This window comes from Pseudomonas sp. LS2P72 (genome assembly GCF_054897865.1).
The window spans coordinates 6,147,501-6,171,318 of sequence record NZ_CM142708.1 but is presented as its reverse complement, the minus strand read 5'-3'; the positions used below and the strand labels follow the sequence as shown (position 1 = coordinate 6,171,318).

25 protein-coding genes (1 of these 25 running past the window's edge) are annotated in these 23,818 nt (G+C 60.0%); 9 read left to right on the top strand and 16 right to left on the bottom strand.

What is annotated here, in order from left to right; translation table 11 throughout:
* Positions 1 to 70 precede the first annotated feature (70 nt).
* Positions 71 to 454: a hypothetical protein gene (locus tag ACYZUA_RS28340; RefSeq protein WP_046044720.1), complete on the bottom strand. Its 384-nt coding sequence runs from the start codon at positions 452 to 454 to the stop codon at positions 71 to 73.
* 147 nt (positions 455 to 601) lie between these two features.
* Between ACYZUA_RS28340 and ACYZUA_RS28335 the strand changes: the two genes are divergently transcribed.
* Both ACYZUA_RS28335 and ACYZUA_RS28330 read left to right on the top strand, forming a co-directional pair.
* On the top strand, positions 602 to 799 hold the full coding sequence (locus tag ACYZUA_RS28335) for a heavy-metal-associated domain-containing protein (protein ID WP_046044719.1): 198 nt from the start codon (positions 602 to 604) through the stop codon (positions 797 to 799).
* 202 nt (positions 800 to 1,001) lie between these two features.
* Complete coding sequence (locus ACYZUA_RS28330; protein ID WP_461961473.1) at positions 1,002 to 2,198, top strand: multidrug effflux MFS transporter; 1,197 nt, start codon at positions 1,002 to 1,004, stop codon at positions 2,196 to 2,198.
* An 8-nt stretch (positions 2,199 to 2,206) separates the two neighbouring features.
* On the opposite strand, the gene ACYZUA_RS28325 is transcribed toward ACYZUA_RS28330, so the two are convergent.
* From ACYZUA_RS28325 to ACYZUA_RS28315, 3 genes are all read right to left on the bottom strand, one after another.
* Positions 2,207 to 2,377 (bottom strand): hypothetical protein, encoded by a 171-nt coding sequence (locus ACYZUA_RS28325; RefSeq protein ID WP_176471512.1) that lies wholly within the window; start codon positions 2,375 to 2,377, stop codon positions 2,207 to 2,209.
* 136 nt (positions 2,378 to 2,513) lie between these two features.
* Entirely contained in the window at positions 2,514 to 3,527 is a 1,014-nt protein-coding gene (locus ACYZUA_RS28320; protein ID WP_461961472.1) for a zinc-binding alcohol dehydrogenase family protein, read from the bottom strand.
* 34 nt (positions 3,528 to 3,561) lie between these two features.
* Positions 3,562 to 3,855 carry a putative quinol monooxygenase gene (locus tag ACYZUA_RS28315; RefSeq protein WP_461961471.1) on the bottom strand — a complete coding sequence of 98 codons (294 nt, stop codon included), beginning with the start codon at positions 3,853 to 3,855 and terminating at the stop codon, positions 3,562 to 3,564.
* A 119-nt stretch (positions 3,856 to 3,974) separates the two neighbouring features.
* On the opposite strand from ACYZUA_RS28315, the gene ACYZUA_RS28310 reads away from it, so the two are divergent.
* From ACYZUA_RS28310 to ACYZUA_RS28300, 3 genes are all read left to right on the top strand, one after another.
* Complete coding sequence (locus ACYZUA_RS28310) at positions 3,975 to 4,904, top strand: LysR family transcriptional regulator (protein WP_008156521.1); 930 nt, start codon at positions 3,975 to 3,977, stop codon at positions 4,902 to 4,904.
* 316 nt (positions 4,905 to 5,220) lie between these two features.
* Positions 5,221 to 5,955, top strand: coding sequence for an ArsR/SmtB family transcription factor (locus tag ACYZUA_RS28305; protein ID WP_150656527.1), 735 nt, complete (start codon positions 5,221 to 5,223; stop codon positions 5,953 to 5,955).
* Positions 5,956 to 6,082: 127 nt separating this feature from the next.
* Positions 6,083 to 7,465, top strand: a complete 1,383-nt coding sequence (locus tag ACYZUA_RS28300) for an MFS transporter (RefSeq protein WP_461961470.1) — start codon at positions 6,083 to 6,085, stop codon at positions 7,463 to 7,465.
* A gap of 132 nt (positions 7,466 to 7,597) precedes the next feature.
* Here the strand turns inward: ACYZUA_RS28300 and ACYZUA_RS28295 are convergent, their stop codons facing one another.
* The 3 genes from ACYZUA_RS28295 to ACYZUA_RS28285 all read right to left on the bottom strand — a co-directional run bounded on the left by ACYZUA_RS28295 (position 7,598) and on the right by ACYZUA_RS28285 (position 10,826).
* The gene (locus tag ACYZUA_RS28295; RefSeq protein ID WP_461961469.1) at positions 7,598 to 8,551 is read right to left on the bottom strand and encodes an adenosine deaminase; all 954 of its coding nucleotides are present in this window, start codon (positions 8,549 to 8,551) and stop codon (positions 7,598 to 7,600) included.
* An 82-nt stretch (positions 8,552 to 8,633) separates the two neighbouring features.
* Complete coding sequence (locus tag ACYZUA_RS28290; RefSeq protein ID WP_461961468.1) at positions 8,634 to 9,599, bottom strand: 2-oxoglutarate and iron-dependent oxygenase domain-containing protein; 966 nt, start codon at positions 9,597 to 9,599, stop codon at positions 8,634 to 8,636.
* A 144-nt stretch (positions 9,600 to 9,743) separates the two neighbouring features.
* On the bottom strand, positions 9,744 to 10,826 hold the full coding sequence (locus tag ACYZUA_RS28285) for a BMP family ABC transporter substrate-binding protein (RefSeq protein WP_461961467.1): 1,083 nt from the start codon (positions 10,824 to 10,826) through the stop codon (positions 9,744 to 9,746).
* 298 nt (positions 10,827 to 11,124) lie between these two features.
* On the opposite strand from ACYZUA_RS28285, the gene ACYZUA_RS28280 reads away from it, so the two are divergent.
* Positions 11,125 to 12,213: a calcium:cation antiporter gene (locus tag ACYZUA_RS28280; protein ID WP_461961466.1), complete on the top strand. Its 1,089-nt coding sequence runs from the start codon at positions 11,125 to 11,127 to the stop codon at positions 12,211 to 12,213.
* Between the two features lie 97 nt (positions 12,214 to 12,310).
* Here the strand turns inward: ACYZUA_RS28280 and ACYZUA_RS28275 are convergent, their stop codons facing one another.
* The 3 genes from ACYZUA_RS28275 to ACYZUA_RS28265 all read right to left on the bottom strand — a co-directional run bounded on the left by ACYZUA_RS28275 (position 12,311) and on the right by ACYZUA_RS28265 (position 14,995).
* Positions 12,311 to 13,669 carry an 8-oxoguanine deaminase gene (locus ACYZUA_RS28275; RefSeq protein ID WP_461961465.1) on the bottom strand — a complete coding sequence of 453 codons (1,359 nt, stop codon included), beginning with the start codon at positions 13,667 to 13,669 and terminating at the stop codon, positions 12,311 to 12,313.
* Positions 13,670 to 13,932: 263 nt separating this feature from the next.
* The gene (locus ACYZUA_RS28270) at positions 13,933 to 14,619 is read right to left on the bottom strand and encodes an SDR family oxidoreductase (RefSeq protein WP_461961464.1); all 687 of its coding nucleotides are present in this window, start codon (positions 14,617 to 14,619) and stop codon (positions 13,933 to 13,935) included.
* Between the two features lie 25 nt (positions 14,620 to 14,644).
* Entirely contained in the window at positions 14,645 to 14,995 is a 351-nt protein-coding gene (locus ACYZUA_RS28265) for a MerR family transcriptional regulator (protein WP_150656923.1), read from the bottom strand.
* 82 nt (positions 14,996 to 15,077) lie between these two features.
* Here ACYZUA_RS28265 and ACYZUA_RS28260 point away from each other — a divergent pair, with 82 nt between their 5' ends.
* Entirely contained in the window at positions 15,078 to 15,500 is a 423-nt protein-coding gene (locus ACYZUA_RS28260) for a hypothetical protein (protein ID WP_461961463.1), read from the top strand.
* 82 nt (positions 15,501 to 15,582) lie between these two features.
* Here ACYZUA_RS28260 and ACYZUA_RS28255 read toward each other — a convergent pair whose 3' ends face one another.
* The 6 genes from ACYZUA_RS28255 to ACYZUA_RS28230 form a co-directional block, all read right to left on the bottom strand.
* A complete protein-coding gene (locus ACYZUA_RS28255) occupies positions 15,583 to 16,509 on the bottom strand; it encodes an ABC transporter permease (RefSeq protein ID WP_461961462.1) in 927 nt (308 codons plus the stop codon).
* Positions 16,509 to 17,615 carry an ABC transporter permease gene (locus ACYZUA_RS28250; protein ID WP_461961461.1) on the bottom strand — a complete coding sequence of 369 codons (1,107 nt, stop codon included), beginning with the start codon at positions 17,613 to 17,615 and terminating at the stop codon, positions 16,509 to 16,511. Before ACYZUA_RS28250 ends, ACYZUA_RS28255 begins: the two co-directional genes overlap by 1 nt.
* 11 nt (positions 17,616 to 17,626) lie before the next feature.
* Entirely contained in the window at positions 17,627 to 19,192 is a 1,566-nt protein-coding gene (locus ACYZUA_RS28245) for an ABC transporter ATP-binding protein (protein WP_461961460.1), read from the bottom strand.
* A 531-nt stretch (positions 19,193 to 19,723) separates the two neighbouring features.
* The gene (locus tag ACYZUA_RS28240) at positions 19,724 to 20,305 is read right to left on the bottom strand and encodes an IMPACT family protein (RefSeq protein ID WP_461961459.1); all 582 of its coding nucleotides are present in this window, start codon (positions 20,303 to 20,305) and stop codon (positions 19,724 to 19,726) included.
* 7 nt (positions 20,306 to 20,312) lie between these two features.
* The gene (locus tag ACYZUA_RS28235) at positions 20,313 to 20,963 is read right to left on the bottom strand and encodes a TetR/AcrR family transcriptional regulator (protein ID WP_461961458.1); all 651 of its coding nucleotides are present in this window, start codon (positions 20,961 to 20,963) and stop codon (positions 20,313 to 20,315) included.
* Positions 20,964 to 21,165: 202 nt separating this feature from the next.
* Positions 21,166 to 22,086, bottom strand: coding sequence for a LysR family transcriptional regulator (locus ACYZUA_RS28230; protein WP_046044702.1), 921 nt, complete (start codon positions 22,084 to 22,086; stop codon positions 21,166 to 21,168).
* A gap of 124 nt (positions 22,087 to 22,210) precedes the next feature.
* Between ACYZUA_RS28230 and aptA the strand changes: the two genes are divergently transcribed.
* Both aptA and ACYZUA_RS28220 read left to right on the top strand, forming a co-directional pair.
* On the top strand, positions 22,211 to 23,560 hold the full coding sequence (gene aptA / locus ACYZUA_RS28225; protein ID WP_461961457.1) for an omega-aminotransferase AptA: 1,350 nt from the start codon (positions 22,211 to 22,213) through the stop codon (positions 23,558 to 23,560).
* Positions 23,561 to 23,640: 80 nt separating this feature from the next.
* Positions 23,641 to 23,818: the 5' end (the start) of a CoA-acylating methylmalonate-semialdehyde dehydrogenase gene (locus ACYZUA_RS28220; protein ID WP_461961456.1), read on the top strand. The gene runs 1,316 nt beyond the window's last position; only the first 178 of its 1,494 coding nucleotides appear in the window; the start codon lies at positions 23,641 to 23,643; the stop codon falls past the right edge of the window.

Here is a 23,818-nt window from a genome sequence, read left to right as displayed (position 1 = left end):
AAGATGACTACAGGATCAACCTTGCCATGCGGGCAAGGTCAAGCGCCATGTCTCAGATCAAAAGATCGCCTCAATACTCGAGAGCGGCAGGTTTCAGGTACATCCCTTCCTGCGTCATCGCAATCCGGAATTTCAGCACGTCACCGGCCTTGAGCGTGATGTTCTGCGAACCCGGTGCGAGCATGCCCGGGTTGCAACCCGGCGCCTGGCCCGGCAGCAACTTCAGGCGCAAGGACACATTGCCCGGTGGCAGATTGAACGAGGTGCTTTGTTCCTGGAACAACCGCGCCGATAGCTGATCGTGAATGTACACGCCAATCTCGCAGGAGGTCGCGACTTCCAGGCGCTCGCGGGAAATGATCAGTACGCCATAGTCCTCCCCGGCAGCTTGGACTGAAGGTGTCGCGGCAAATAGGCTGAGAAAGCCAAACAGGCTGAGAGCTGACCAGCGCATGGCTGAATCTCCTGAGGTCGAGTCATTGATGGACGCAGCTTGGCCGAGCGAGACGCTGATTGCCAGCCCGGCAGCTCACTTCAGAACTTGACCTTGCCATGATGGCAAGCTCGAGACTGCTCGCAACCTCACTCAAGGAGTCATCCCATGCAAGTGTTCAACGTTCAAGGCATGTCCTGCGGTCACTGCGTCAAAGCCATCACCCAAGCGCTGCAAGCCAAGGATCCTGCGGCCAGCGTGCGTATCGATCTGGCCGCGAAAGAAGTCGGCGTCGAGAGTGCCTTGTCGGCGGATCAGGTGATCGCGGTGATCACCGAAGAAGGCTACGAGGCCAAGGTTGCCTGAGTCCATCTTTGTAGGAGCCGAGCTTGCTCGCGATAGCGAACTGACAGACAACACAAGACGTAAAGCCGCCATCGTCGGAACGCCGCCCGGAGCAAGCTCAGCTCCTACAGGGTTTTTAATAGTTAGCGACCTAACGGAATGTTCAAGGCGTTCATGCGCGGCTAGACTGTGGGGCTGCCGACCCTGTCCAACTGGATGCCTGATGAATTTCCGTAGCATTTTGATTCTTGGCGCCTTGAGCGCCTTCGGTCCACTGGCGATCGATTTCTATCTGCCGGCCTTCCCGGCGATGGCGCTCGCTTTCGCCACCGATGAAAAACACGTCCAGTTGACCCTGGCGGCGTATTTCCTTGGTTTGTCCATCGGTCAACTGGCTTACGGCCCGGTGGCGGATCGTTTTGGGCGGCGCATTCCCTTGCTGACCGGTGTCGGGCTGTTCACCGCAGCCTCCCTGGCCTGCGCCTATGCGCCGAACCTCGAATGGCTGATCGGCGCACGTTTCGTTCAGGCATTGGGCGGGTGCGCGGGGATGGTGATCGCGCGGGCAATTGTCAGCGATAAATGCGATGCGGTGGGTTCGGCGAAAGTCTTTTCGCAGCTGATGCTGGTGATGGGCCTGGCGCCAATTCTTGCGCCGATGCTGGGTGGGCTGCTGGTCAACACCACCGGCTGGCAGTCGATCTTTCTCGTGCTGACCGGTTTCAGTGCGCTGGCAGGGTTGGCCGTGGCGCTGGGGCTGCCGGAAAGTCTGCCGGCCCATGTGCCGCGTCAACCGTTGTCCGGGGCGTTGCGTCAGTACGGTCGACTGTTGTCGGACCGGGTGTTCCTCGGCCACGCCTTGACCGGTGGCATCGCCATCGCCGGGATGTTTGCCTACATCGCCGGTTCACCGTTCGTCTTCATCAAGCTGTATGGCGTGCCGCCCGAGCATTTCGGCTGGCTGTTCGGCACCAACGCGGCGGGCTTCATTCTGGTCGCGCAGCTCAACGCGCGACTGCTGGCCAAGCGTGGCCCGGCGTTTCTGCTGTCGCGCACTGTGTGGATCTACGTCGGCGCGGGCCTGGCGCTGCTGGCCGTCAGTTCGCTGCACACCGCGCAGCTATGGCCGTTGCTGATTCCGCTGTTTGTCTGCATCGCCAGCCTCGGTTGCATCCTCCCCAACGCCTCGGCCTGCGCCATGAACGGGCAGGGCGCTCGCGCAGGCAGTGCGTCGGCGATGCTCGGTTGCCTGCAATTCAGCGTCGCCGCCGGGGCAGCAGCACTGGTAGGCGTTTTACACGACGGCAGCGCCATGCCGATGGCCATGGTCATCAGCCTGTGCGGAATTCTGGTGGTGAGCGTGGCGATGCTCACCCGGCGTTTGCAAAAAGCCCGGGCGCTGGCGCAAGCCCAGGTCTGAGGACGGACTCAGCCAGCGGCACGTTGCTGCTGGTCGGGAAATTGATGAGGGGCGTGCAGGCGCGCTTCAAGGGTTCGGGTGAAGGCGCGGGCTTCGGCTTCGCTACGGAACGTCACAGCATGTTGGTCCAGGCGGACCTGCCACTGGGATTTAGCCACTTCTTTTATCAGGATCTTCATTGCTGACCTCCTTATGTAAAAGATTGCATCGCAGAGGTCTCGATTGTAGACCCGAATACGATCGCAATTATGACAACGGTCAACTCTCTGACTGACGGTGTCGTCCTTTACCGGACGACACGTCTGCCAATGTGTTTCAGAATCCTTCAAGCACAATCTTGCCCTTGGACTTGCCACTTTCCAGCAACTCATGGGCACGGCGCAGGTTCGCCGCGTTGATGGTCCCGAAGTGCTCGCCGACCGTGGTCTTCAGCGTCCCGGCGTCGATCAGCTCAGCCACGCGGTTGAGCAATTTGTGTTGCTCAATCATGTCCGCGGTTTCAAACAGCGAGCGGGTGTACATGAACTCCCAGTGCAGCGACAGGCTCTTGCGCTTGAGCTTGGTCACGTCCAGCGCTTTCGGATCATCGATCAGGGCCAGTTTGCCTTGCGGCGCCAAAGCTTCGACCAACTGATCCAGGTGGTGATCGGTCTGGGTCAGGCTGGCGACGTGAGTCACCTGATCGACACCTGCGCGTTTGAGTTCTTCGCTCAACGGCTGGCTGTGATCGATCACCAGGTCGGCACCCAGCTCACGAACCCAGCTCTGGGTTTGCGGGCGGGAAGCCGTGCCGATCACTTTCAGCCCGGTGAGCTGACTGGCCAGTTGCGTGAGGATCGACCCCACACCGCCAGCGGCACCGACGATCAACAGGCTCTGGCCTTCATCGGTTTTGCCTTCACGCACTTGCAGACGCTCGAAGAGCAATTCCCACGCGGTGATTGCGGTCAGCGGCAGCGCGGCGGCTTCGGCAAAACCGAGGGTTTTCGGCATATGTCCGACGATCCGTTCGTCGACCACGTGCAGTTCACTGTTACCTCCCGCGCGGGCGATGGAGCCGGCGTAGAACACGTTGTCGCCGGCCTTGAACAGCGTGACTTCACTGCCGACAGCCTTGACCACCCCCGCCACGTCCCAGCCCAGCACTTTCGGCGTGCCCGCTTCAGGCTGGACGTTCTGGCGGACCTTGGTGTCCACCGGGTTGACCGAGATGGCTTTGACTTCCACCAACAGGTCGCGCGGGCCGGCAACCGGCTCTGGCAGTTCAATGTCTTGCAGAGAATTTCCGTCGCTGATTGGCAACGAGGCGTAGTAGGCAATGGCTTTCATGCGGGCCCCTGAGACGTAATAAAGAAGGAAGAAATCAGACGATGGAACGCAGGCGCTTGAGCTCGAAATGTTCAAGAAAGTCGCCAGCCTTGGCGCGAAAGTTCTGGATATGCGCGCTGGCGTCATGGGCTTGCAGGGCTTCGTCACTGCTCCATTTTTCGATCATGTAGAAGGCATGAGGATTGGCGAGGTCCTGGTGCAAGTCGTATTGACCGCAACCGGCCTCGGCGCGAGTCGGTTCCAGCAGCGCTCGCAGATGCTGTTCGAGGGCGTCTTGCTGCCCGGTTTTGGCGATGAGGGTGGCGATAGCGGTAAAAGGCTGGGACATGGTCGGCTCCGGGAACGGGATGAATTCGATGGGACGGATGATTGGCTATTTCTCTGCAAGATAAAACCCGCTAAAAGAGCAGTCTCTTTCAATATTTTTTTGATAATCAAGGCTGAACAATGTTGCGTTTCGATGACTTGCAGTTGTTTGTCCGGGCGGCGGACCTGGGCAGTCTGTCAGCAGCGGCACGCGGGATGGACATGTCGGCCGCGGTGGCCAGTGCGGCATTGAAGCGCATCGAACAGCAGCTCGGCGCCCGGTTGCTCGCCCGTTCTACCCGTAGCCTGCGGCTGACCGCTGAAGGTGAGGGATTTCTCGAATACGCTCGGGCCGCCTTGAGCAATCTCGATGAGGGCCGCCGTTTATTGGCCAGCGGCCAGGACCAGGTCAGCGGGATTTTGCAGCTGTCGGCGCCTTCGGACTTTGGCCGCAACCTGCTGCTGCCCTGGCTGGACGAGTTTCAGCGAGAGCATCCGAAGCTTACGGTGCGTTTGCTGTTGGGCGACCGCATCGCCGACCTGTTCCGCCAACCGGTGGACATCGCCTTGCGGTACGGCGAGCCGGAAGACTCAAGCCTGGTGGCGCTGCCCATCGCCCCGCAGAACCGCCGCGTGCTCTGCGCTGCCCCGAGTTACCTGGCCCGGCATGGCGAGCCACGGCAACTGGAGCAACTGGCTCAGCACAACTGCCTGCTGTTCATGCTCGGCAGCCGGGTCCACGATCATTGGAGTTTCCACGACGGCAAACGCGAGGTCAGCCTGACCGTCAGCGGCGATCGTTTCAGCGATGATGCCGATGTCGTGCGGCTGTGGGCCGTGGCGGGTGCCGGGATCGCCTACAAATCCTGGCTCGATGTCGCGGCCGATGTGCTGGCCGGTCGATTGAAAGTGCTCATGCCGGAACTGCTCTGTGAGCGCGCACCGCTGAATTTGCTGTGCGCCCATCGCGCACAATTGAGTAAGCCGGTGAACCTTTTGCGGGAAATGCTCGCCAGCCGATGCGCCCGGTTGAGTAGTCAATTTCCGACGTTATCGGGCGCCGATCATTAGTCGCAGGCAAATAGCGAAATTTCACTCAGGAACTATCACCACCAACGGTTTCCCAAGGGCAGGAACCGGCGGTTAACCCGCATATACTAGCGCTCGCCTCATGTACGCACCGTCGATCTCGCAATGGCGAGTCCACGTCCGAGTCAGCCAGGCCCCATGGTCAATCGCCGCGGCTTTGCGAAACCTGCGAAGCAATGGCCTGTGCGATTGACGGCTTTGCCCGGGTTATGGCGGTTTCCACGCCTTGGCCGACGACACATTACTGGTCAAGATGTCTCTGAGCAGTAGACGAAACGATTCAACAGGGAGTGAATACATGGAACATGCACCTTGCATCAGCCAGATCGCCACGTTGCTGGCTGACCCAAAGCGCAGCGCAATGATGTGGGCCTTGATGGACGGCTCGGCGCGGCAAACCGAAGAGCTGGCCTTGTTGGCCGGCCTGTCACCGTCTTCGGCCAGTGCGCATCTGGGGCGTTTGTCCGCCGGAGGTCTGTTGAAAGTCGAATTTCGCGGCCGCAAGCGGTTCTTTCGTCTTGCCGCGCCTGAAGTGGGGGCCGCGATAGAGGCACTGGCCAGCGCCACCCTGGCCAGCACGCCTCGGGAAGTCCCGGACGTTTTCAAGCGCACGCCCCCCCTCGCCAAACCTCAGGCGGCGCCTTCGTCACTCTTGCGCGCCAGGCTTTGCGACGACCATTTGGGCGGCACCCTTGCCGCCGATCTTTACCAGCGTTTGCTGGATGCGGGCTGGATCGAACAGTTCGATCAGCGGGTCATGATCACCCACAAGGGCGCCACGCAGTTGGCGACACGGGGTGTGTTCATCCAGGCGCTGGCTCATCGCAACAGCCGAGTCGCCTGCGCTTGCCCGGACTGGAGCGAAAGACGCCCGCACATGGGCGGATCACTGGGGGCGGCGTTGCTGCAATTGTTCATGCAGTCCGGTTGGTTGAGCCTGCCCAACGATTCGCGAGCCTTGCAGATCACCGCTGCGGGGCAGCGTGAAATCCATCGATTCGCCAAGGAGACCGAGCTGGAAATGGCGTTGTAGACGCATCGAGATCGACGTCCGAAGCTTCGGGCGTCGCTCAGAGCTGCGAACAGGTCGCATCCAGCAGTAACCCCCAGCCGCTATCGCGCACACTCGTCCGGGGACTTTCGGATTGGGGGAATGTGACATGGAAACACGAGGCTTCAGCGCGGCAGAACGACTGGAACGGCTGCCCATCAGCGGCTATCACCGAATCATTTTCATCATCATTGCCCTGGCGTTTTTCTTCGACTCCATGGACCTGGCGATGATGACGTTCCTGCTCGGCTCGATCAAAGCCGAGTTCGGCCTGAGTACGGCGCAGGCCGGTTTGCTGGCCAGTTCGAGCTTTTTCGGCATGGTCGTGGGGGCGTCGCTGTCCGGCATGCTGGCCGACCGTTTCGGGCGCAAACCGGTGTTTCAGTGGAGCATCGTGTTGTGGGGGATCGCCAGCTACCTGTGCTCCACGGCGCAGAACGTCGAAACGCTGACGTTGTTCCGTATCCTGTTGGGGATCGGCATGGGCATGGAATTTCCCATCGCTCAGTCGATGCTCTCGGAGCTGATTCCTGCCAAACGGCGCGGGCGCTACATCGCCTTGATGGACGGTTTCTGGCCATTGGGCTTCGTCGCCGCCGGCGTACTGTCGTACTTCCTGCTGCCGATAATTGGCTGGCGGGACATCTTCCTGGTGTTGGCGGTGCCGGCGGTGTTTGTCCTGGCGATTCGCTTTTTCATTCCTGAATCACCGCGCTGGCTGGAACAGGCCGGGCACCATGACGTGGCAGACAAGGTCTTGCTGCGCATCGAAGATCGGGTCCGGGCATCTCTGGGACGTTCGGATCTGCCTGAGCCGATCCGCCTGCCGAGAGTGGTGAGTACGCCGGGCCATTTCTTTTCCGCGTTGCGGAAGATCTGGTCGCCGCTGTATCGCCAGCGCACGATGATGATCTGGAGCGTCTGGTTCTTCGCCTTGCTGGGGTTCTATGGCCTGACGTCCTGGCTCAGTGCCTTGCTGCAGCAGTCGGGTTTTGCCGTGACCCAGTCGGTGTATTACACGGTGTTGATTTCCCTTGGCGGGATTCCCGGTTTCCTGATGGCCGCCTGGCTGGTGGAGCGTTGGGGGCGTAAACTGGTGTGCGTGGTGACATTGCTCGGCGGCGGGGTGATGGCGTTTCTGTATGGTCAGAGCGCAGTGTTTGGCGGCAATGTCAGCCTGTTGATTGCGTCGGGGCTGTTGATGCAATTTTTCCTGTTCGGCATGTGGGCGGTGCTTTACACCTACACGCCGGAGTTGTACCCGACATCGGCGCGGGCCACGGGCTCGGGTTTTGCGTCGGCGATTGGCCGCGTGGGTTCATTGCTCGGGCCAATGGTGACCGGGCTGGTGTTCCCGATGACCGGGCAGGGCGGGGTGTTTGCGCTGGGGGCGATGTGTTTTGCGATTGCGGCGGGGGTGGTGTGGGTGTTCGGGATGGAGACCCGGGGCAAGACGTTGGAGGAGTTGAGCGAGCCGGTGATCGTTAATTAATCACCGAATCTGTGGGAGTGAGCCGGCTCCGGGCGGCGTTCCGACGATAGCGGACTGACATTCAACATCGATGTTGAATGTGATGGCCTCATCGCGAGCAGGCTCGCTCCCACATTGGTTAAGCGGTGTTACTTATGGCTTGATCAACCGTGCATCCAGGCTGTTCTGCGCCAATCGCTTGGCCTGGTCCTGGGTCATGCCCAAATGGGTGTACAACGCGTGGAAGTTCTCGGTGACATAACCGCCGAAGTACGCCGGGTCATCCGAGTTCACGGTCACTTTCACGCCACGCTCGAGCATGTCGAGAATGTTGTGCTGAGACATGTGATCGAACACACAGAGTTTGGTGTTCGACAACGGGCACACGGTCAACGGGATTTGCTCGTCGATGATCCGCTGCATCAAGCGCTCATCTTCGATGGCGCGCACGCCATGGTCGATGCGCTGGACTTTCAGCAAGTCGAGGGCTTCCCAGATGTACTCGGGCGGACCTTCTTCACCGGCGTGGGCGACGGTCAGGAAGCCTTCGTGACGGGCACGATCAAACACGCGCTGGAACTTGCTTGGCGGGTGACCCATTTCCGAACTGTCCAGGCCTACGGCGACAAACGCGTCACGGAACGGCAGCGCCTGAGTAAGGGTTTTCTCGGCTTCTTCTTCGCTCAAGTGACGCAGGAAGCTCAGGATCAAACCGCTGGTGATGCCCAGTTGTTGCTCGCCATCCTTCAACGCGGCGGCGATGCCGTTGAGCACCACTTCGAACGGCACGCCACGGTCGGTGTGGGTCTGCGGGTCGAAGAACGGTTCGGTGTGAATCACGTTCTGTGCCTTGCAACGCAACAGGTAGGCCCAGGTCAGGTCGTAGAAATCCTGAGAGGTGCGCAACACGTCGGCGCCCTGGTAATACAGGTCAAGAAACTCTTGCAGGTTGTTGAAGGCGTAGGCCTTGCGCAGGGTTTCGACGTCGCTCCACGGCAGGGCGATCTTGTTGCGTTCGGCCAGGGCGAACAGCAGCTCAGGCTCCAGCGAACCCTCAAGGTGCAGGTGCAGTTCTGCCTTGGGCAGGGCGTTCAGCCAGTCGTACATAGTCTTTTCTCATCAGGTGCAGATGGCGAGCATTCTACAGATGCCCGTGGAAACAATTAGCAAAACCTGACCAGGCGGTTCATCACAGCGCTTCCTGTTCCCGTCGATAAGCGTAGGTATCGGCGAAGCGCGAGAGCAGGAATTCGGCGCAGGTGGTGGCCGGATACTGTGCCGGGTGCCGTTCATCCCGACAGCCGGGCAGGCATTCGATCACCGTGTCGGGGTGCGGCTCGGCAAAGAACGGCATCGAGTAACGGTCCACGCCCAGCGGGCTGATCACCCGGTGCGGCGTCGACAGATAACGGTCGTTGCTCCAGCGCGCCATCATATCGCCGAGGTTGACCACAAACGTGCCGTCGATTGGTGGTGCGTCGATCCATTCGCCTTTGACGTTTCGCACTTGCAGGCCGCCGGCGGCATCTTGATACAGCAGGGTGATGCAGCCGTAATCGGTGTGGGCACCGGCGCCTTGCTGCTCTTCGGAGCTGGCGGTGTGGCGCGGTGGGTAATGAATCATCCGCAGCACGCTGACCGGCTCAACGAAACGGGTGTCGAAAAAGTCGCGCTCGATGCCCAGCGCCATGGTCATGGCCCGTAACAGGGTTTGTGCCAAGGCCTGCATGTCGGCGTAGTGCTGCTCCATCAGCGATTGCCAGCCCGGCATCGACGGATGACGGTTGGGGCCGCGCAGCGGTTTTTCCGGCAACACTTCAGGGTGATCGGCCGGCAGGTGCAGGCCCATGTCGAAGGTTTCTTTCAGGTCGCTGGGTTTGTCCGGGTCGAGTTGTTCGGTGGCGATGGCGCCGTAACCGCGGTGGTGGCGGGTTTGGGTGATGTCGATCTTGAGTTTTTCGGCGACGGGCAGGGCGAAGAAACGTTGGGCGCTGTCGAGTAGAGCGTCGATGCGCGCAGCAGGGATTGGGTGACCCTTGATATAGAAGAAGCCCCACTCGCGGCAGGCGTGGTCGATTTGCGTGGCGATGGATTGCCAGGCCAATTGGTCATCGTTGTAGAGCGGGCTGATGTCGATGATGGGAAGTTGGTTCATGCGCCATTCTCAAGAGCGTTGAAAATTCATTGTGGGAGTGAGCCTGCTCGCGATAGCGGACTATCAGTCAACATAGTTGTTGCATGTTATGCCCTCATCGCGAGCAGGCTCGCTCCCACAGGGGATTTGTGTTCGCCTTGGGAGTTACTTCGGAATGTCGGCCTTCATGCCTTCAACGTAGTAGTTCATTGATGCCAGCTCTGCATTGCTCGCCGTCGCGCCTGCCGCAATTTTCTCGACGCCTGCCTGATCCTTGATCGGTCCGGTGTACGGGTGGAATGCCCCGCTCTTGATGTCGGCAATGATCTGCTCTGCCTCGGCTTTCACCGGCGCTGGCACCAGGTCGCTGATCGGCAACTCAACCGTGCCTTCCTTCAATCCACCCCAGTAATCCTGCGACTTCCACATGTGGTCGAGCACGCTTTGGGTCGCCTGAATGTAGTGCGGACCCCAGTCGTTGACGATGGACGTCAGCACCGCTTTCGGCCCGAAGTGCGCCATGTCCGAAGCGTAGCCCACGGCATACACGCCGCGCCGTTCAGCCGCCTGGATCGGCGCCGGGCTGTCGGTGTGCTGGAACACCACGTCCACGCCCTGATCGATCAACGCGTTGGCGGCATCGGCCTCTTTGCCCGGATCGAACCACGAGTTGACCCACACAACCTTGATCTCGGTGCCGGGGTTGTACTTGTTCAGGGCCAGTTGAATGGCGTTGATGTCGCGGATCACTTCCGGGATCGGGAAGGACGCGACGTAACCGATCTTCTTGGTCCTGGTCATCTTCGCCGCGAGAAAACCGCCGACGTAGCGACCTTCATAGGTGCGCGCCAGGTAGGTGCCGAGGTTCTTGTCCTGCTTGTAGCCGGTGGCGTGTTCGAAGGTCACCTTGGAAAATTGTCTGGCGACTTTCAGGGTCGGGTTCATGTAGCCGAAGGACGTGGTGAAGATCAGGTCGTACTTGTCCTTGGCCATGTTGCGGATCACCCGCTCGGCATCGGCGCCTTCAGCAACGTTTTCTACATAGTTGGTGGTGATCTGGTTACCGAGTTTTTCCGCCAGCGCCTTGCGCCCTTGTTCATGCTGATACGTCCAGCCGTGGTCGCCAATCGGACCGATGTAGACGAAGCCGACTTTCAGCGGGTCGGCGGCACTGGCGGTCAGGCTGGCGCTCAGACCGATGGCTGCGGCGACGACGCAAAGCAGCTTCTTCAACGGACGTTTGTGCATGAATTCGAACTCCATGTTGTTGTGAGGTTGGCAAGGCCAATGCAAATGACTGACCAACAGGACAACAAATGGCTCGAGATCGCGTAACGGCCTTCGCGAGCAGGCTCGCTCCCACAGGGGAACGCATTCCAATGTGGGAGTGAGCCTGCTCGCGATGAGGCCCTTGAGGCCGATAAAAGTGCATGGCCTGACACGGCTGCCATTCACTGGTGCGCTAAGGTGTAACGAAACATTAGCGCCGCCCCACAGTCAGTAGCTCATCACCCTGGTTTCGCTTCACACGGCAAAAAGGCCCGCAATGCTCACACTCCTCAAGCAAGAAAAGTTTCTGCTGCTGGCCGTGATTGCCGCCGCCGTCGCCTATCCGCTGGAACACTGGATGCTGCACAGCGGCCAACCCATTGCGCTCACTGCCGGCCTGGTGTTGATCGCGTTCATCGTCGTTGCCTCCATGCGCGTCGCCCATCACGCCGAACTGCTCGCGGAAAAAGTCGGCGACCCTTACGGCACGATGATCCTGACCCTGGCCGCCGTGCTGGTGGAAGTGGTGATCCTGGCGATCATGATGAGCAACGAAGCCTCGCCGACCCTGGTACGCGACACGATTTATTCGGCGGTGATGCTCGACATCAACGGCATCCTCGGCCTCGCTGCGTTGATGGGCGGGCTCAAGCATGGCGAACAGTCCTACAACGATGACTCGGCCCGTAGCTACAGCGTGATGATTCTCACCGCCATGGGCGTGTCCATGGTGGTGCCGGAGTTCATTCCCGAGGCCAGCTGGAAACTCTATTCGGCGTTCACCATTGGTGCGATGGTCGTGCTTTACACCCTGTTCCTGCGCATGCAGGTCGGGCCGCACAGTTATTTCTTCAGCTACAGCTACCCGGAAAAACGCCGCAAGAAAGTCACGGAGGAAGAACCGGAACCGGTCAATCTGGTGCTGAGTATCGGCACGTTGGTGTTTGGCGTGGTGGTGATCGGCGCATTGGCCGAAGTGATGTCCAAGACCCTCGACCTGGGCCTGGAAGGGACGGGCGCACCGCCGGTGATCACGGCGATCCTGGTGGCGGCAATCTCGGCGGCGCCGGAAATTCTGACCGCGTTGCGGGCGGCATTGGCCAACCGCATGCAGTCGGTGGTCAACATCGCCATGGGCGCGTCGTTGTCGACGGTCATCCTGACGGTACCGGTGATGGAAGCGATGGCGCTCTACACCGGCCAGCCGTTTCAAATGGCGATGACCCCGGTGCAGACCGTGATGATCTTCCTCACGCTGATCGTCAGCGCGATCAACCTCAACGATGGCGAAACCAATGCCATCGAAGGCATGACCCACTTTGTGCTGTTTGCGACGTTCATCATGTTGTCGTTGTTGGGCCTTTAAAAGCATCGCGGGCAAGCCATGCTCCTACAGGTTTTTCGTCAGTCATGAGAATGACACCGTACCTGTAGGAGCAAGGCTTGCCCGCGATGGCGTCCTATCAGACGCCCGCGATCAGCTGCCGAGCCGCCTGGCTGTGATCCGCAATCAACCCTTTCAGATCCAGCCCTTCAACCTGCCCATCGATCACTCGCCACTTGCCGCCGACCATCACCCGATCCGCCCGATCCGCGCCGCACAGCAACAACGCCGACACCGGATCATGACTGCCGGAGAACCGCAGCTCATCGAGCTTGAACAGCGCTAGATCCGCCTGCTTGCCCACCGCCAGCTCGCCGATATCGGTACGCCCGAGCAAACTCGCCGATCCCTTGGTCGCCCACCCCAGAACCAGTTCCGGGGTGATCTTCTCGGCGCCATAACGCAGCCGCTGAATGTACAGCGCCTGACGGGTTTCCAGCATCATGTTCGACGCATCGTTGGACGCCGAACCATCCACGCCCAAGCCCAGCAACGCGCCCGCAGCGGTCAGGTCCAGGGTCGGACATATGCCGGAAGCCAGGCGCATGTTCGAACTCGGGCAATGGCAAATCCCGGTGCCGGCGGCGCCGAGGCGAGCGATTTCATCCGGGTTGAAGTGAATGCCGTGAGCCAGCCAGGTGCGCGGGCCGAGCCAGCCGACGCTGTCCAGGTAATCCACAGTGCGCAAGCCGAAGCGTTGCAGACAGAAGTCTTCTTCGTCGAGGGTTTCGGCCAGATGGGTGTGCAGGCGCACGTCGAGTTTGTTCGCCAGTTCGGCGCTGGCGGACATGATTTCAGGGGTCACCGAGAACGGCGAGCAGGGCGCCAGGGCGATCTGGATTTGCGCACCGTCGCCACGCTCGTGGTACTCGGCGATCAAGCGTTGGCTGTCGGCGAGGATGACTTCGCCTTCCTGCACGGTCTGCTGCGGCGGCAGGCCGCCGTCCTTCTCGCCGAGGCTCATGGAGCCGCGCGTCAGCATGGCGCGCATGCCCAGTTCGCGAACACTTTCGACTTGCACGTCGATCGCATTTTCCAGGCCTTGCGGAAACAGGTAATGGTGATCGGCCGCGGTGGTGCAGCCAGACAGCAGCAATTCGGCCAACGCGACTTTGCTGGCGAGGGCGAGTTTTTCAGGGGTGAGGCGGGCCCAGACCGGGTAAAGGGTTTTCAGCCACGGGAACAACGGCTGATTGACCACCGGTGCCCAGGCGCGGGTCAGCGTTTGATAGAAGTGGTGATGGGTGTTGATCAGTCCCGGCAGGATCACATGCTCGCGGGCATCGAACACTTGTCCACAAGGCGCGGACGGTTGCTGGCCGGCGGCGAGCACTTCGACGATCAAACCGTCTTGCAGCACCAGGCCGCCACGGGCATCGAGGCCATTGGCAGTGAAGATCGCGAGGGGATTTTTTAACCAGGTACGGGTCGCAGGCATGTTGGCCGGCTCCTCTGAAAGTTGGGTTCAGGTTAGCCAGCTCAGTGATTACCCTGTCTGCTGATCCAGGGTCGTCGCGGGGACGAGGTGCGGAGTTTCAAACAAAACCGCTCGGCAGGCAAGCCTCGCCCGACAGGACAACACAAATCCCTGTAGGAGCCGAGCTTGCTCGCGATAGCGGATTGACATTCAACATCGATGCTGAATGTTATGGCCCCATCGCGAGCAAGCTCAGCTCCTACAAACGCAGGGCCGCGGAGGTGTTACCAGGGAATGGTTTCACCCCGGTAATTCACAAAATGATGCCCGCCCTTGCCGGTATACGCATTCACCTGATCGACCAACCCACGTGTGCTGGTTTCCACATCAATGTCAGCGCCTTCACCGCCCATGTCGGTCTTCACCCAGCCCGGATGCAGCGACAGCACGGTGAGTTTCTGCTCGCCCAACTGAGTGACGAAGCTGCTGGTCATCGAGTTCAGCGCCGCTTTACTGGCCTTGTACAACGCCAGCTCGGGCGCATCCGGCATGGTCACGCTGCCCAGCACCGAACTCATGAACGCCAGCACGCCGCTGTCCGGACGGATCTGCCCGACGAAACGCTGGGCCAGATTGATCGGCGCCACGGCATTGGTGAAAAACAGTTGCCCGACTTCGGCCAGGGTCGCGCCGCCCGGCGTTTGAACTTCCGGGCCTTTGACCCCGGCGTTCACGAACAACAGGTCGAACACTTCGTCCTTAAGCTGCTGACTCAGAGCGATGACCGCTTGCTGATCGTCCATGTCGAGTTTTTCGATCCGCACTTTTCCCAAGGCCTGCAAGGCTTCGGCGTTCTGCGGGTTGCGCACGGTGGCGGTGACTTGCCAGCCGTCCGCCAGCAGGGTTTTCACCAGGCCGAGGCCCAAGCCTCGGGAGGCGCCGATGATGAGTGCGGTTTTTGCCGTAGACATAAGTGGCTTCCTTGATAAATGAGGATCACGGATTTAATGGACAACGTTGACCGAGTCGTTGCTGCAACTCCTGACGCAGCGCGCCGAGTTCTTCCATTCGGGTTTCGATCAGTTTGAGTTTGTCTTGCAGCAATTGCGTGACGGCGCTGTCCGGATCGGGCGACTGCCATATCGCGGCGACGCTGTTGCCGATCTCGCCGAGGGTAAAGCCCAATCGCTGAGCGGTCTTGATGTACTGCACCAGTTGCACCATGTCCGCCGGATAGTCGCGATAACCGTTGGCGCTGCGTTGCGCCGCAATCAACCCGCGTTGCTCGTAGAAACGCAGGGTGTCGCGGCTGACGGCGCTGGCCTGGGCTAATTCACCGATGCGCATCATGACGTCTCGAGAGGGCTTGACCCTGGAGCATACTCCAGGCTTTAGCCTTGTTGCTCCCTGAATTTATGGAGCAATGCCGATGTGGACTTCAACGCAATATCGCCAGTTGGTGAAGGGTAGCGCCTGGTATGACTTGATCGTCATGGTGGCGTTTGTCACGCCGTGGAGTTTTGCGGCGTTGCATGGAGTTTTGTTGAGTGTGAGTCAGGCGTTCAACTTGCCTGGCGAGTTGCCGCCGTTTGAGGCGATGCACATGCTGATGGCTAATTTGCTGGGGTCGATTGTCTGCGTGTGGGCGGTGCTGCGGATTCGTGATCCGCAGCAGGTGTATGGGCGGTATGACGCGGTCGGTAGATTTCTGTTTTCGGCTTGGCAGCTGTATGCCTTGCTCCATGGCGGGAGTTCGCTATTGGTGATTTTCCTGTTCTTTGAATTGGCGTGGGGCGTAGCTCAGATGTTGCCTGTACGGACGCCATCGCGAGCAAGCTCGCTCCCACAGTGACCGAGTTGCCCGCAGGATTATTGGTCGCCGCAGAACCCTGTGGGAGCGAGCTTGCTCGCGATGGGGCCCGCCCGGCCAGCCTCTAATGCCCGGCCTGCCACGGTTTCCCCAACGACACCGGCGCATATAACCGCGTACGCAGCGCATCCCGCGACAACAGCACCAACACCACAATGGTCGCGACATACGGCAGCATCGCGAGCAGACTCGACGGAATCGCCAGCCCCAACCCCTGCGCCACCAAATGCAGGATGCTGGCGAGCCCGAACAGATACGCCCCCAGCAGCAATCGCCATACCCTCCAACTGGCAAATACCACCAGTGCCAGGGCTATCCAGCCACGCCCGGCGCTCATGTTCTCCGCCCACATTGGCGTGTAAGCCAGCGACAAATAAGCCCCGGCCAATCCAGCCATCGCCCCACCAAACAGCACCGCCCACGTGCGCACGCCCAACACCGGTAAACCCATGGCGCTGGCTGCATCCGGGTTTTCCCCGACTGCCTGAATGATCAGCCCGACGCGACTTTTCACAATCACCCAGGCCACCAGCGCAAACAGCGCGAACGACAGGTACACCAACAGATCCTGCGCAAACAGCATCCGCCCGATCAGCGGGATTTCACTCAAATAAGGAATCGCCACCGGCTCGAAACCTGCCAGCGGTTTACCGACCCACGTCGCGCCGACAAAGGTCGACAGGCCCACGCCGAAGATTGTCAGCGCCAACCCGGTGGCCACCTGATTGGCGTTGAACACCAGCGCCACCAGCGCAAATAACGACGACAACAGCATCCCGGCGAGCATCGCCAGCAACACGCCGAGCCACAGGTTGCCGCTGCTCAACGCGACGATAAAACCGATCACCGCACCAAACAGCATCATGCCTTCCTGGCCGAGGTTAAGGACGCCGCTCTTCTCGCAGACCAATTCACCCAAAGCCACCAACAACAGCGGCGTACCGCAGCGGACCATGGCGTAGAAAATATTGCTCAGCAGATCGATATCCATCACAGCGCTCCTGCTTGTACAGCGGTGGCTTGTGCACGACGGGACCAGCGCAGGTTCAAGCGCGGTCGGTAGAGAATCAGCACGTCACTGGCCAGCAGGAAAAACAGCATCATTCCCTGGAACAATTGGGTGATTGCCTGGGGCAGATTCATGCTCATCTGCGCGCTCTCGCCGCCGATGTACAACAGCGCCATCAGCAGACTGGAAAACAGAATGCCGATGGGATTGAGTCGCCCGAGAAACGCCACGGTGATTGCCGCATAGCCGTAACCCGGCGAGACCTGCGGCACCAATTGGCCGATCGGCCCGGTGACTTCACACACCCCGGCCAGCCCCGCCAATCCTCCGCTGATCAATAGCGCCAGCCAGATCAGCCGCTTCTCGCGAAAGCCGACGAACCCCGCTGCACGCTTATCCAGCCCGAGCACTTTGATCTGGAACCCGATAAAGCTTTTCTGCAGTAGCACCCACACCGCCACCAACGCGAGCAAGGCGAAATACACGCCTGCGTGAACCCGACCGTCCTCCATCAACAAAGGCAAACGACTGGCATCACCGAACATCGCTGACTCCGGAAAGTTGAACCCCGCCGGATCCTTCAGCGGCCCATGCACGCAGAACAGCAGCAGGTTCAGGGCGATGTAATTGAGCATGATGCTGGTGAGGATTTCATTGGCATTGAAACGCGTACGCAACCACGCCGTCAGCCCGGCCCACGCGGCACCGGCCAGGGTGCCGACGAGCAGGATCAACACCAGCGCCCAGCGACTCTGCATGCCGATAATGTTCACAGCGAGCGCACTGCCGGCCAGCGCGCCAAGCAGCAACTGACCTTCGGCACCGATGTTCCAGATTCGTGCTTGGTACGCCACTGCCAGACCGAGCGCGCAGAGCAAAATCGGCAGCGCTTTGACCAGCAGTTCGGAGACGCCATACAGGTCGCTGACCGGGGCGATCAGCAAGGTGTACAACGTCAGCAATGGGTCATGGCCCAGTGCGATAAACAGCAGCGAGCCACAGCCCAACGTCAGGACAGCCGCCAGCAATGGCGAGCACCACAACATCAGGCGCGATTGCTGGCCACGGGGTTCGAGAGAAAGCAGCATGTGAAACTCCGTTAAAGCGTTGCGAGTGCGGGTGATTGCGGGGCGTCGAATTGGCCGGCCATCCAGCCGCCCACATCGATCAGGCGGGTGTCGACCGTGGGCTTGAGCGGTGACAACCGACCACTGCACAAAGCGCCGAGGCGGTCGCTGATCTGGAACAGTTCGTCGAGGTCTTCGCAGATCACCAGGATCGCCGCGCCAGCGTCGCGCAAGGCAATCAGCGCCCGGTGAATGGTCGCGGCAGCGCCGACGTCCACGCCCGAGGTCGGGTGTGCGGCCACCAGCAGCTTCGGTTGCTGCAGGATTTCCCGGCCGAGGATGAATTTCTGCAAGTTGCCGCCGGACAGGCTGCGGGCCGGTGTCTGGGTGTCGGGCGTCTTCACCCCGAAGCGACGGATGATTTCTTCGGCCAGCGCTTCGACCTTGCCGCGCTGGATCAGGCCGTTGCTGACCAGCCCTTGCTGAAAGGCGGTGAGCAGAGCGTTGTCCGCCAGGCTCAACTCCGGCACCGCGCCATGGCCCAAACGTTCAGCGGGGACGAAGGCCAGGCCCAGTTTGCGCCGTGCATCCGGCCGCAAGTGCGCCACCGGTTGCCCGGCGAAACTGATCGTTGCGCCGTTGTTGCGGCTGAGCGGTTCTTCGCCACTGAGCAGGGCCAGCAACTCATCCTGACCATTGCCCGCGACCCCGGCGATGCCGACGATTTCACCGCTGCGCACTTGCAGGTAAATATCATTCAGCGAGCAGCCGAACGGGTCCGGGTTGTGCCAGGACAATCCGCGCACACTCAAGAAGACATCACTGCCGATCACCTTCGGATAATCGGTAATCAACTCGGCGACTTCGCCGACCATCAACTGCGCCAGTTGCCGATCCGAACACTCGGCCGGCACGCAATGCCCGGCCACCCGACCGCCGCGCAACACCGTGGCGCTGTGACACAACGCGCGAACTTCACCGAGTTTGTGGCTGATAAACAGAATGCTGCAGCCCTCGGCTGCCAGTCGGCGCAAGGTGATGAACAATTCGTCGGCCTCTTGCGGAGTCAGCACCGAGGTCGGCTCATCGAGAATCAGCAGACGAATGTCCTGCATCAGGCAACGAATGATTTCCACCCGCTGGCGTTCGCCGATCGACAGGCTGTGGACAAGTCGTTCCGGCTCCAGCGCCATGCCGTAGCGACGGGAGACTTCACGAATCTTTGGCTCAAGCTGCTTCGGTGTGCCAGCCGCCGCGCCCATCGCCAAGGCAATGTTCTGCGCCACGCTCAGCGTCTCGAACAGCGAGAAATGCTGGAACACCATGCCGATCCCGAGGCTACGAGCCTGGGCCGGGTTGCGCAGGGTCACGCGTTGTCCTTGCCAGATCATCTCTCCCGAGTCCGCGTGGGTGACGCCGTAGATGATCTTCATCAGCGTACTTTTTCCCGCGCCGTTTTCGCCAAGCAGGGCATGGATTTCGCCAGGTGCAATGCTCAGGTCGATAGCATCGTTGGCCAGGCAACCGGGGTAGCGCTTGCTTATTCTGCGCAGTTGCAGGCGAGGTGTTGGATCGGGGATCGGCACGGGGTTGGGCATGACAGGCTCGGGTCGATTGAGGTGATGCCTGTGGACAAAGCAATTTTCTGGCCATTGAGTCAGGAAAACTCAAAAGCATTAAAGGCAAAGGCTTAGAAGACGACGCCTTGCCCTATGTCGATCCCGAACCAGGCACTACTTGAGGGCAACGCCGTTGATCAGGCTCCGGTTTTGCTCAGGGTGTTTGATCAAAAAACGAACAACCGACGACAAGCCACGCCGGACATGGGGCGGCGACAGCCATGAACGGGTTATCCACAGATTGCTCCACAGTATTTGTGCGCAAGCCCGATGCTCGGGCATAAGCACTGTGTGGCTTTCTTCTAAAGGTGATAAACCGCTCTAACTGATTGTTTTTAGGTGGATTTAGCTTTTTTGATGGCGGATTGGACGAAAAGTGAGCAAAGCCCGCAAAGCCGCATGACAGAAGGGTTACAGCCGGGTGTGCTCAGGTTATCCACAGCCGGGTGCACAGTAGATGTGGGCAAATGCACCGGTTCGACGAAAGCGCTGTGAACGTTGTTGGTGCGATTAGTGCTGCAACAAAATGCGCCCGCGACTCAGGTCCGCCAGCTGCGTTTGCAGAGTATCGATCTGGCTTTCGCCGATCGCCAATCGCAGCTCCACGCCGTTGGCCGTGAACGTTTCTTCCACAACCAATCCACCCAGTTCCGCCACCCGAAGCTTCACCAGCGGCAACTCTGCAAAAGCACAGGCACAACTCACCGGCACCCGACTGATCAGCTCAACCTTCGCCGCCGCTTGCAGGCACTTGTTGGCGCCGCCGCCATACGCCCGGGCGAGGCCGCCGGTGCCGAGTTGAATGCCGCCATACCAACGAATCACCAGCACCACGACCTGATCGCAATCCTGCGCGTCGATCGCCGCCAAAATCGGCCGGCCGGCGGTGCCGCCGGGCTCGCCATCGTCAGTGCTGCGGTATTGGTCGCCAAGCTTCCACGCCCAGCAATTGTGCGAGGCATTCAAATCGCTGTGCCGTTCGATGAACGCCTGGGCTTCAGCAGGGCTGCTGATCGGCGCGGCGAAAGTGATGAAGCGGCTTTTGCGAATCTCTTCGCGGTACTCGCAAAAGCCGCTGAGGGTAAAAGGCATAAGTGTCTTAGATCGTAGGCGTCAGGCCGCAGCCCTTGAGAATGATGCGGATCAGGTTGTTGCCGGCGTCTTCCATGTCCTGCTTGGTCAACTTGGTGCGCCCGCTGACACGGCAGATCTGTGTGGCGAAATCGGCGTAATGCTGAGTGCTGCCCCACAACAGGAAGATCAGGTTCACCGGGTCGACCGGGTCCATTTTTCCGGCGTCGATCCACGCCTGGAACACGGCGGCCCGGCCCTGGAACCAGGCGCGATAATCCTGGTTGAAGTACTCGGTCAGGCATTCGCCGCCGCTGATCACTTCCATCGCGAAGATCCGCGAGGCTTGCGGCTGGCGACGGGAGAATTCCATCTTGGCGCGGATGTACCGCGTCAGCGCTTCGGCCGGATCATCTTCAGCGGTCAGGGTGTTGAAGGTGCTGTCCCACAACTGGAGGATGTTGCTCAACACCGCCACGTACAAACCGAGTTTGTTGGTGAAGTAGTAATGCAGGTTCGCCTTGGGCAATCCGGCGTTCAGGGCGATGGTGTTCATGCTGGTGCCTTTGAACCCGTGACGGGCGAACTCGTCTTCGGCGGCTTTGATGATGGTCTCTTCGTTCTTCTGACGAATGCGGCTGGCAGGTTTGCCGCCGTGAGCGGGGACTTCAAAGGTCATAGGCACTTCCGAACAAATGGGTGGGTGCAACCAGTGCGTTGATAGCGCACCCACAGGCATCAGACAAGTCCTGACGCAATAAAACCTGAACACCACAACCCCTGTAGGAGCAGAGCTTGCTCGCGATGGCTGCCTTACATTCAGCATTGATGGTGACTGACCTGACGAGATCGCGAGCAAGCTCGGCTCCTACAGTTATGGTTCAGCGTGTCGCAGCCAGGCTCTCCAAAAAGCTTTCCAGCACCAAATGCGGGCGACGGCCCTTGCGCGTGACTGATGCGAGGCTCAGGTCATAAAAACGCACCTTTGGTTTCAGCGCACGCAATCGGCCTTGCTGAACCCAGAGGCTGGCGTAGTGGTCCGGCAGGTAGCCGATGTAGCGTCCGGTGAGGATCAGGAACGCCATGCCTTCACGGTCCGAGGCACTGGCGGTGCAATTGAGCGCCTGGTAGTGGGCCTGGATTTCCGCGGGCAAACGGAAAGTCGGCGCGATGGCGTCCTGGCTATTGAGGCGCTCGTCATCCAGTTGTTTATCGTCGACATAAAACAATGGATGACCGACCGCGCAATACAGTAGTGAGCGTTCGCTATAGAGCGGCTGATATTCCAGCCCCGACAGCGCGCTGGCCTGCGGCACCACGCCGACATGCAATCGACCGTCGAGCACGCCTTGTTCGACTTCATTGGGCGCGATCATGCGGATCTGAATCTGCACGTCCGGACCGCGCTCCTTCAATTGTGCCAAGGCGTGGGTGATGCGCATGTGGGGCAGGGTGACCAGGTTGTCGGTCAGGCCGATGGTCAACTCCCCGCGCAAATGTTGGTGCAGGCCGTTGACCTCAGTGCGAAAACTTTCCAGCGCGCTCAATAGCTGCAACGCCGATTGATAGACCTCGCGACCTTCTTCGGTCAGGGAAAACCCGGCGCGACCGCGTTGGCATAAACGCAGACCGAGGCGCTGTTCCAGATCGCTCATTTGTTGGCTGATGGCCGAGCGGCCGATCCCCAGCACCGACTCCGCCGCCGAGAAGCCGCCGCACTCCACCACACTGCGAAAAATCCGAAGCAGGCGAATATCAAAGTCACTGACTTGCGCCAGCGGATCGGGACGACGACTGCTCATAGTTTAGTGATGACCTGACTGAACGTTAGAAGAGTTGGATTTCACCGACTTTATCCTCGTGGCAATTTAGCTGCAAGAACGCTTTTGATCTCTATGCCGCTTATTGCCCTGCGAGGTTTTGCCCATGAACTTGCCTGAAACCAACCCGACTTCCCTGGCCAGCCAGCTCAAGCTCGATGCTCACTGGATGCCCTACACCGCCAACCGTAATTTCCAGCGCGATCCGCGACTGATCGTGGCGGCTGAAGGCAGTTGGCTGATCGATGACAAGGGCCGCAAGGTTTACGACTCGCTCTCTGGTCTGTGGACCTGCGGCGCCGGGCATACCCGCAAGGAAATTCAGGAAGCGGTCGCCAAGCAATTGGGCACCCTCGATTACTCGCCAGGCTTTCAGTACGGCCATCCGCTGTCGTTCCAGCTGGCTGAGAAAATCACCGACCTGACCCCGGGCAATCTGAATCATGTGTTCTTCACTGACTCGGGCTCCGAGTGCGCTGACACGGCGGTGAAGATGGTGCGTGCTTACTGGCGTCTGAAAGGCCAGGCCACCAAGACCAAGATGATCGGCCGTGCACGTGGTTATCACGGCGTTAACATCGCCGGCACCAGCCTCGGCGGCGTGAACGGCAACCGCAAAATGTTCGGTCAGGCGATGATGGATGTCGATCACCTGCCGCACACCTTGCTGGCGAGCAATGCTTATTCCCGTGGCATGCCGAAAGAGGGCGGTATCGCCCTGGCGGATGAACTGCTCAAGTTGATCGAGCTGCATGACGCTTCGAATATCGCTGCGGTGTTCGTCGAGCCAATGGCCGGTTCCGCCGGTGTATTGGTGCCGCCGCAGGGTTACCTGAAGCGCCTGCGTGAGATCTGCGATCAGCACAACATCCTGCTGGTGTTCGACGAAGTGATCACCGGTTTCGGCCGTACCGGTTCGATGTTCGGCGCCGACAGCTTCGGCGTGACCCCGGACCTGATGTGCATCGCCAAGCAAGTCACTAACGGCGCGATTCCGATGGGCGCGGTGATTGCCAGCTCCGAGATCTACCAGACCTTCATGAACCAGGCGACGCCGGAGTACGCGGTGGAATTCCCGCACGGCTACACCTATTCCGCGCACCCGGTGGCTTGCGCTGCTGGCCTGGCAGCACTCGACCTGCTGCAAAAGGAAAACCTGGTGCAGAGCGTGGCCGAAGTCGCGCCGCATTTCGAAAATGCGCTGCACGGTTTGAAGGGGTCGAAAAACATTATCGACATTCGTAACTACGGCCTGGCCGGTGCGATTCAGATCGCACCGCGTGACGGCGACGCCATCGTGCGTCCGTTCGAAGCGGGCATGGCGTTGTGGAAAGCCGGGTTCTACGTGCGCTTCGGCGGCGACACCCTGCAGTTCGGCCCAACCTTCAACAGCAAGCCGCAAGACCTCGATCGTCTGTTCGACGCGGTCGGCGAAGTGCTGAACAAGATCGACTGATCTCTCCCCTCTACTCTTTATATATGTAAAGACGGGCGCCCCTTGAAGGGCGCCTGTGGACAACTTTTCAGGAGCCCCGCATGAGCCTTATCCCGCATTTGATCAATGGCGAACTGGTGACCGAAGACGGTCGCACCGCTGACGTGTTCAACCCGTCTACCGGCCAGGCGATCCACAAGCTGCCGTTGGCCAGCCGCGAAACCATTCAAAAAGCCATCGACTCGGCCAAGGCTGCGTTCCCGGCTTGGCGCAATACTC

What these genes read in the sequence shown, in the direction of transcription:
- ACYZUA_RS28335 (WP_046044719.1), top strand. Translation starts at nt 602, where the DNA reads ATGCAAGTGTTCAACGTTCAAGGCATGTCCTGCGGTCACTGCGTCAAA.
- ACYZUA_RS28260 (WP_461961463.1), top strand. Translation starts at nt 15,078, where the DNA reads ATGTGGACTTCAACGCAATATCGCCAGTTGGTGAAGGGTAGCGCCTGG.
- ACYZUA_RS28275 (WP_461961465.1), bottom strand. Translation starts at nt 13,669, where the DNA reads ATGCCTGCGACCCGTACCTGGTTAAAAAATCCCCTCGCGATCTTCACT.
- ACYZUA_RS28305 (WP_150656527.1), top strand. Translation starts at nt 5,221, where the DNA reads ATGGAACATGCACCTTGCATCAGCCAGATCGCCACGTTGCTGGCTGAC.
- ACYZUA_RS28280 (WP_461961466.1), top strand. Translation starts at nt 11,125, where the DNA reads ATGCTCACACTCCTCAAGCAAGAAAAGTTTCTGCTGCTGGCCGTGATT.
- ACYZUA_RS28230 (WP_046044702.1), bottom strand. Translation starts at nt 22,086, where the DNA reads ATGAGCAGTCGTCGTCCCGATCCGCTGGCGCAAGTCAGTGACTTTGAT.
- ACYZUA_RS28315 (WP_461961471.1), bottom strand. Translation starts at nt 3,855, where the DNA reads ATGTCCCAGCCTTTTACCGCTATCGCCACCCTCATCGCCAAAACCGGG.
- ACYZUA_RS28250 (WP_461961461.1), bottom strand. Translation starts at nt 17,615, where the DNA reads ATGCTGCTTTCTCTCGAACCCCGTGGCCAGCAATCGCGCCTGATGTTG.
- ACYZUA_RS28255 (WP_461961462.1), bottom strand. Translation starts at nt 16,509, where the DNA reads ATGGATATCGATCTGCTGAGCAATATTTTCTACGCCATGGTCCGCTGC.
- aptA (WP_461961457.1), top strand. Translation starts at nt 22,211, where the DNA reads ATGAACTTGCCTGAAACCAACCCGACTTCCCTGGCCAGCCAGCTCAAG.
- ACYZUA_RS28265 (WP_150656923.1), bottom strand. Translation starts at nt 14,995, where the DNA reads ATGCGCATCGGTGAATTAGCCCAGGCCAGCGCCGTCAGCCGCGACACC.
- ACYZUA_RS28300 (WP_461961470.1), top strand. Translation starts at nt 6,083, where the DNA reads ATGGAAACACGAGGCTTCAGCGCGGCAGAACGACTGGAACGGCTGCCC.
- ACYZUA_RS28310 (WP_008156521.1), top strand. Translation starts at nt 3,975, where the DNA reads ATGTTGCGTTTCGATGACTTGCAGTTGTTTGTCCGGGCGGCGGACCTG.
- ACYZUA_RS28325 (WP_176471512.1), bottom strand. Translation starts at nt 2,377, where the DNA reads ATGAAGATCCTGATAAAAGAAGTGGCTAAATCCCAGTGGCAGGTCCGC.
- ACYZUA_RS28285 (WP_461961467.1), bottom strand. Translation starts at nt 10,826, where the DNA reads ATGCACAAACGTCCGTTGAAGAAGCTGCTTTGCGTCGTCGCCGCAGCC.
- ACYZUA_RS28330 (WP_461961473.1), top strand. Translation starts at nt 1,002, where the DNA reads ATGAATTTCCGTAGCATTTTGATTCTTGGCGCCTTGAGCGCCTTCGGT.
- ACYZUA_RS28295 (WP_461961469.1), bottom strand. Translation starts at nt 8,551, where the DNA reads ATGTACGACTGGCTGAACGCCCTGCCCAAGGCAGAACTGCACCTGCAC.
- ACYZUA_RS28290 (WP_461961468.1), bottom strand. Translation starts at nt 9,599, where the DNA reads ATGAACCAACTTCCCATCATCGACATCAGCCCGCTCTACAACGATGAC.
- ACYZUA_RS28320 (WP_461961472.1), bottom strand. Translation starts at nt 3,527, where the DNA reads ATGAAAGCCATTGCCTACTACGCCTCGTTGCCAATCAGCGACGGAAAT.
- ACYZUA_RS28340 (WP_046044720.1), bottom strand. Translation starts at nt 454, where the DNA reads ATGCGCTGGTCAGCTCTCAGCCTGTTTGGCTTTCTCAGCCTATTTGCC.
- ACYZUA_RS28235 (WP_461961458.1), bottom strand. Translation starts at nt 20,963, where the DNA reads ATGACCTTTGAAGTCCCCGCTCACGGCGGCAAACCTGCCAGCCGCATT.
- ACYZUA_RS28240 (WP_461961459.1), bottom strand. Translation starts at nt 20,305, where the DNA reads ATGCCTTTTACCCTCAGCGGCTTTTGCGAGTACCGCGAAGAGATTCGC.
- ACYZUA_RS28245 (WP_461961460.1), bottom strand. Translation starts at nt 19,192, where the DNA reads ATGCCCAACCCCGTGCCGATCCCCGATCCAACACCTCGCCTGCAACTG.
- ACYZUA_RS28270 (WP_461961464.1), bottom strand. Translation starts at nt 14,619, where the DNA reads ATGTCTACGGCAAAAACCGCACTCATCATCGGCGCCTCCCGAGGCTTG.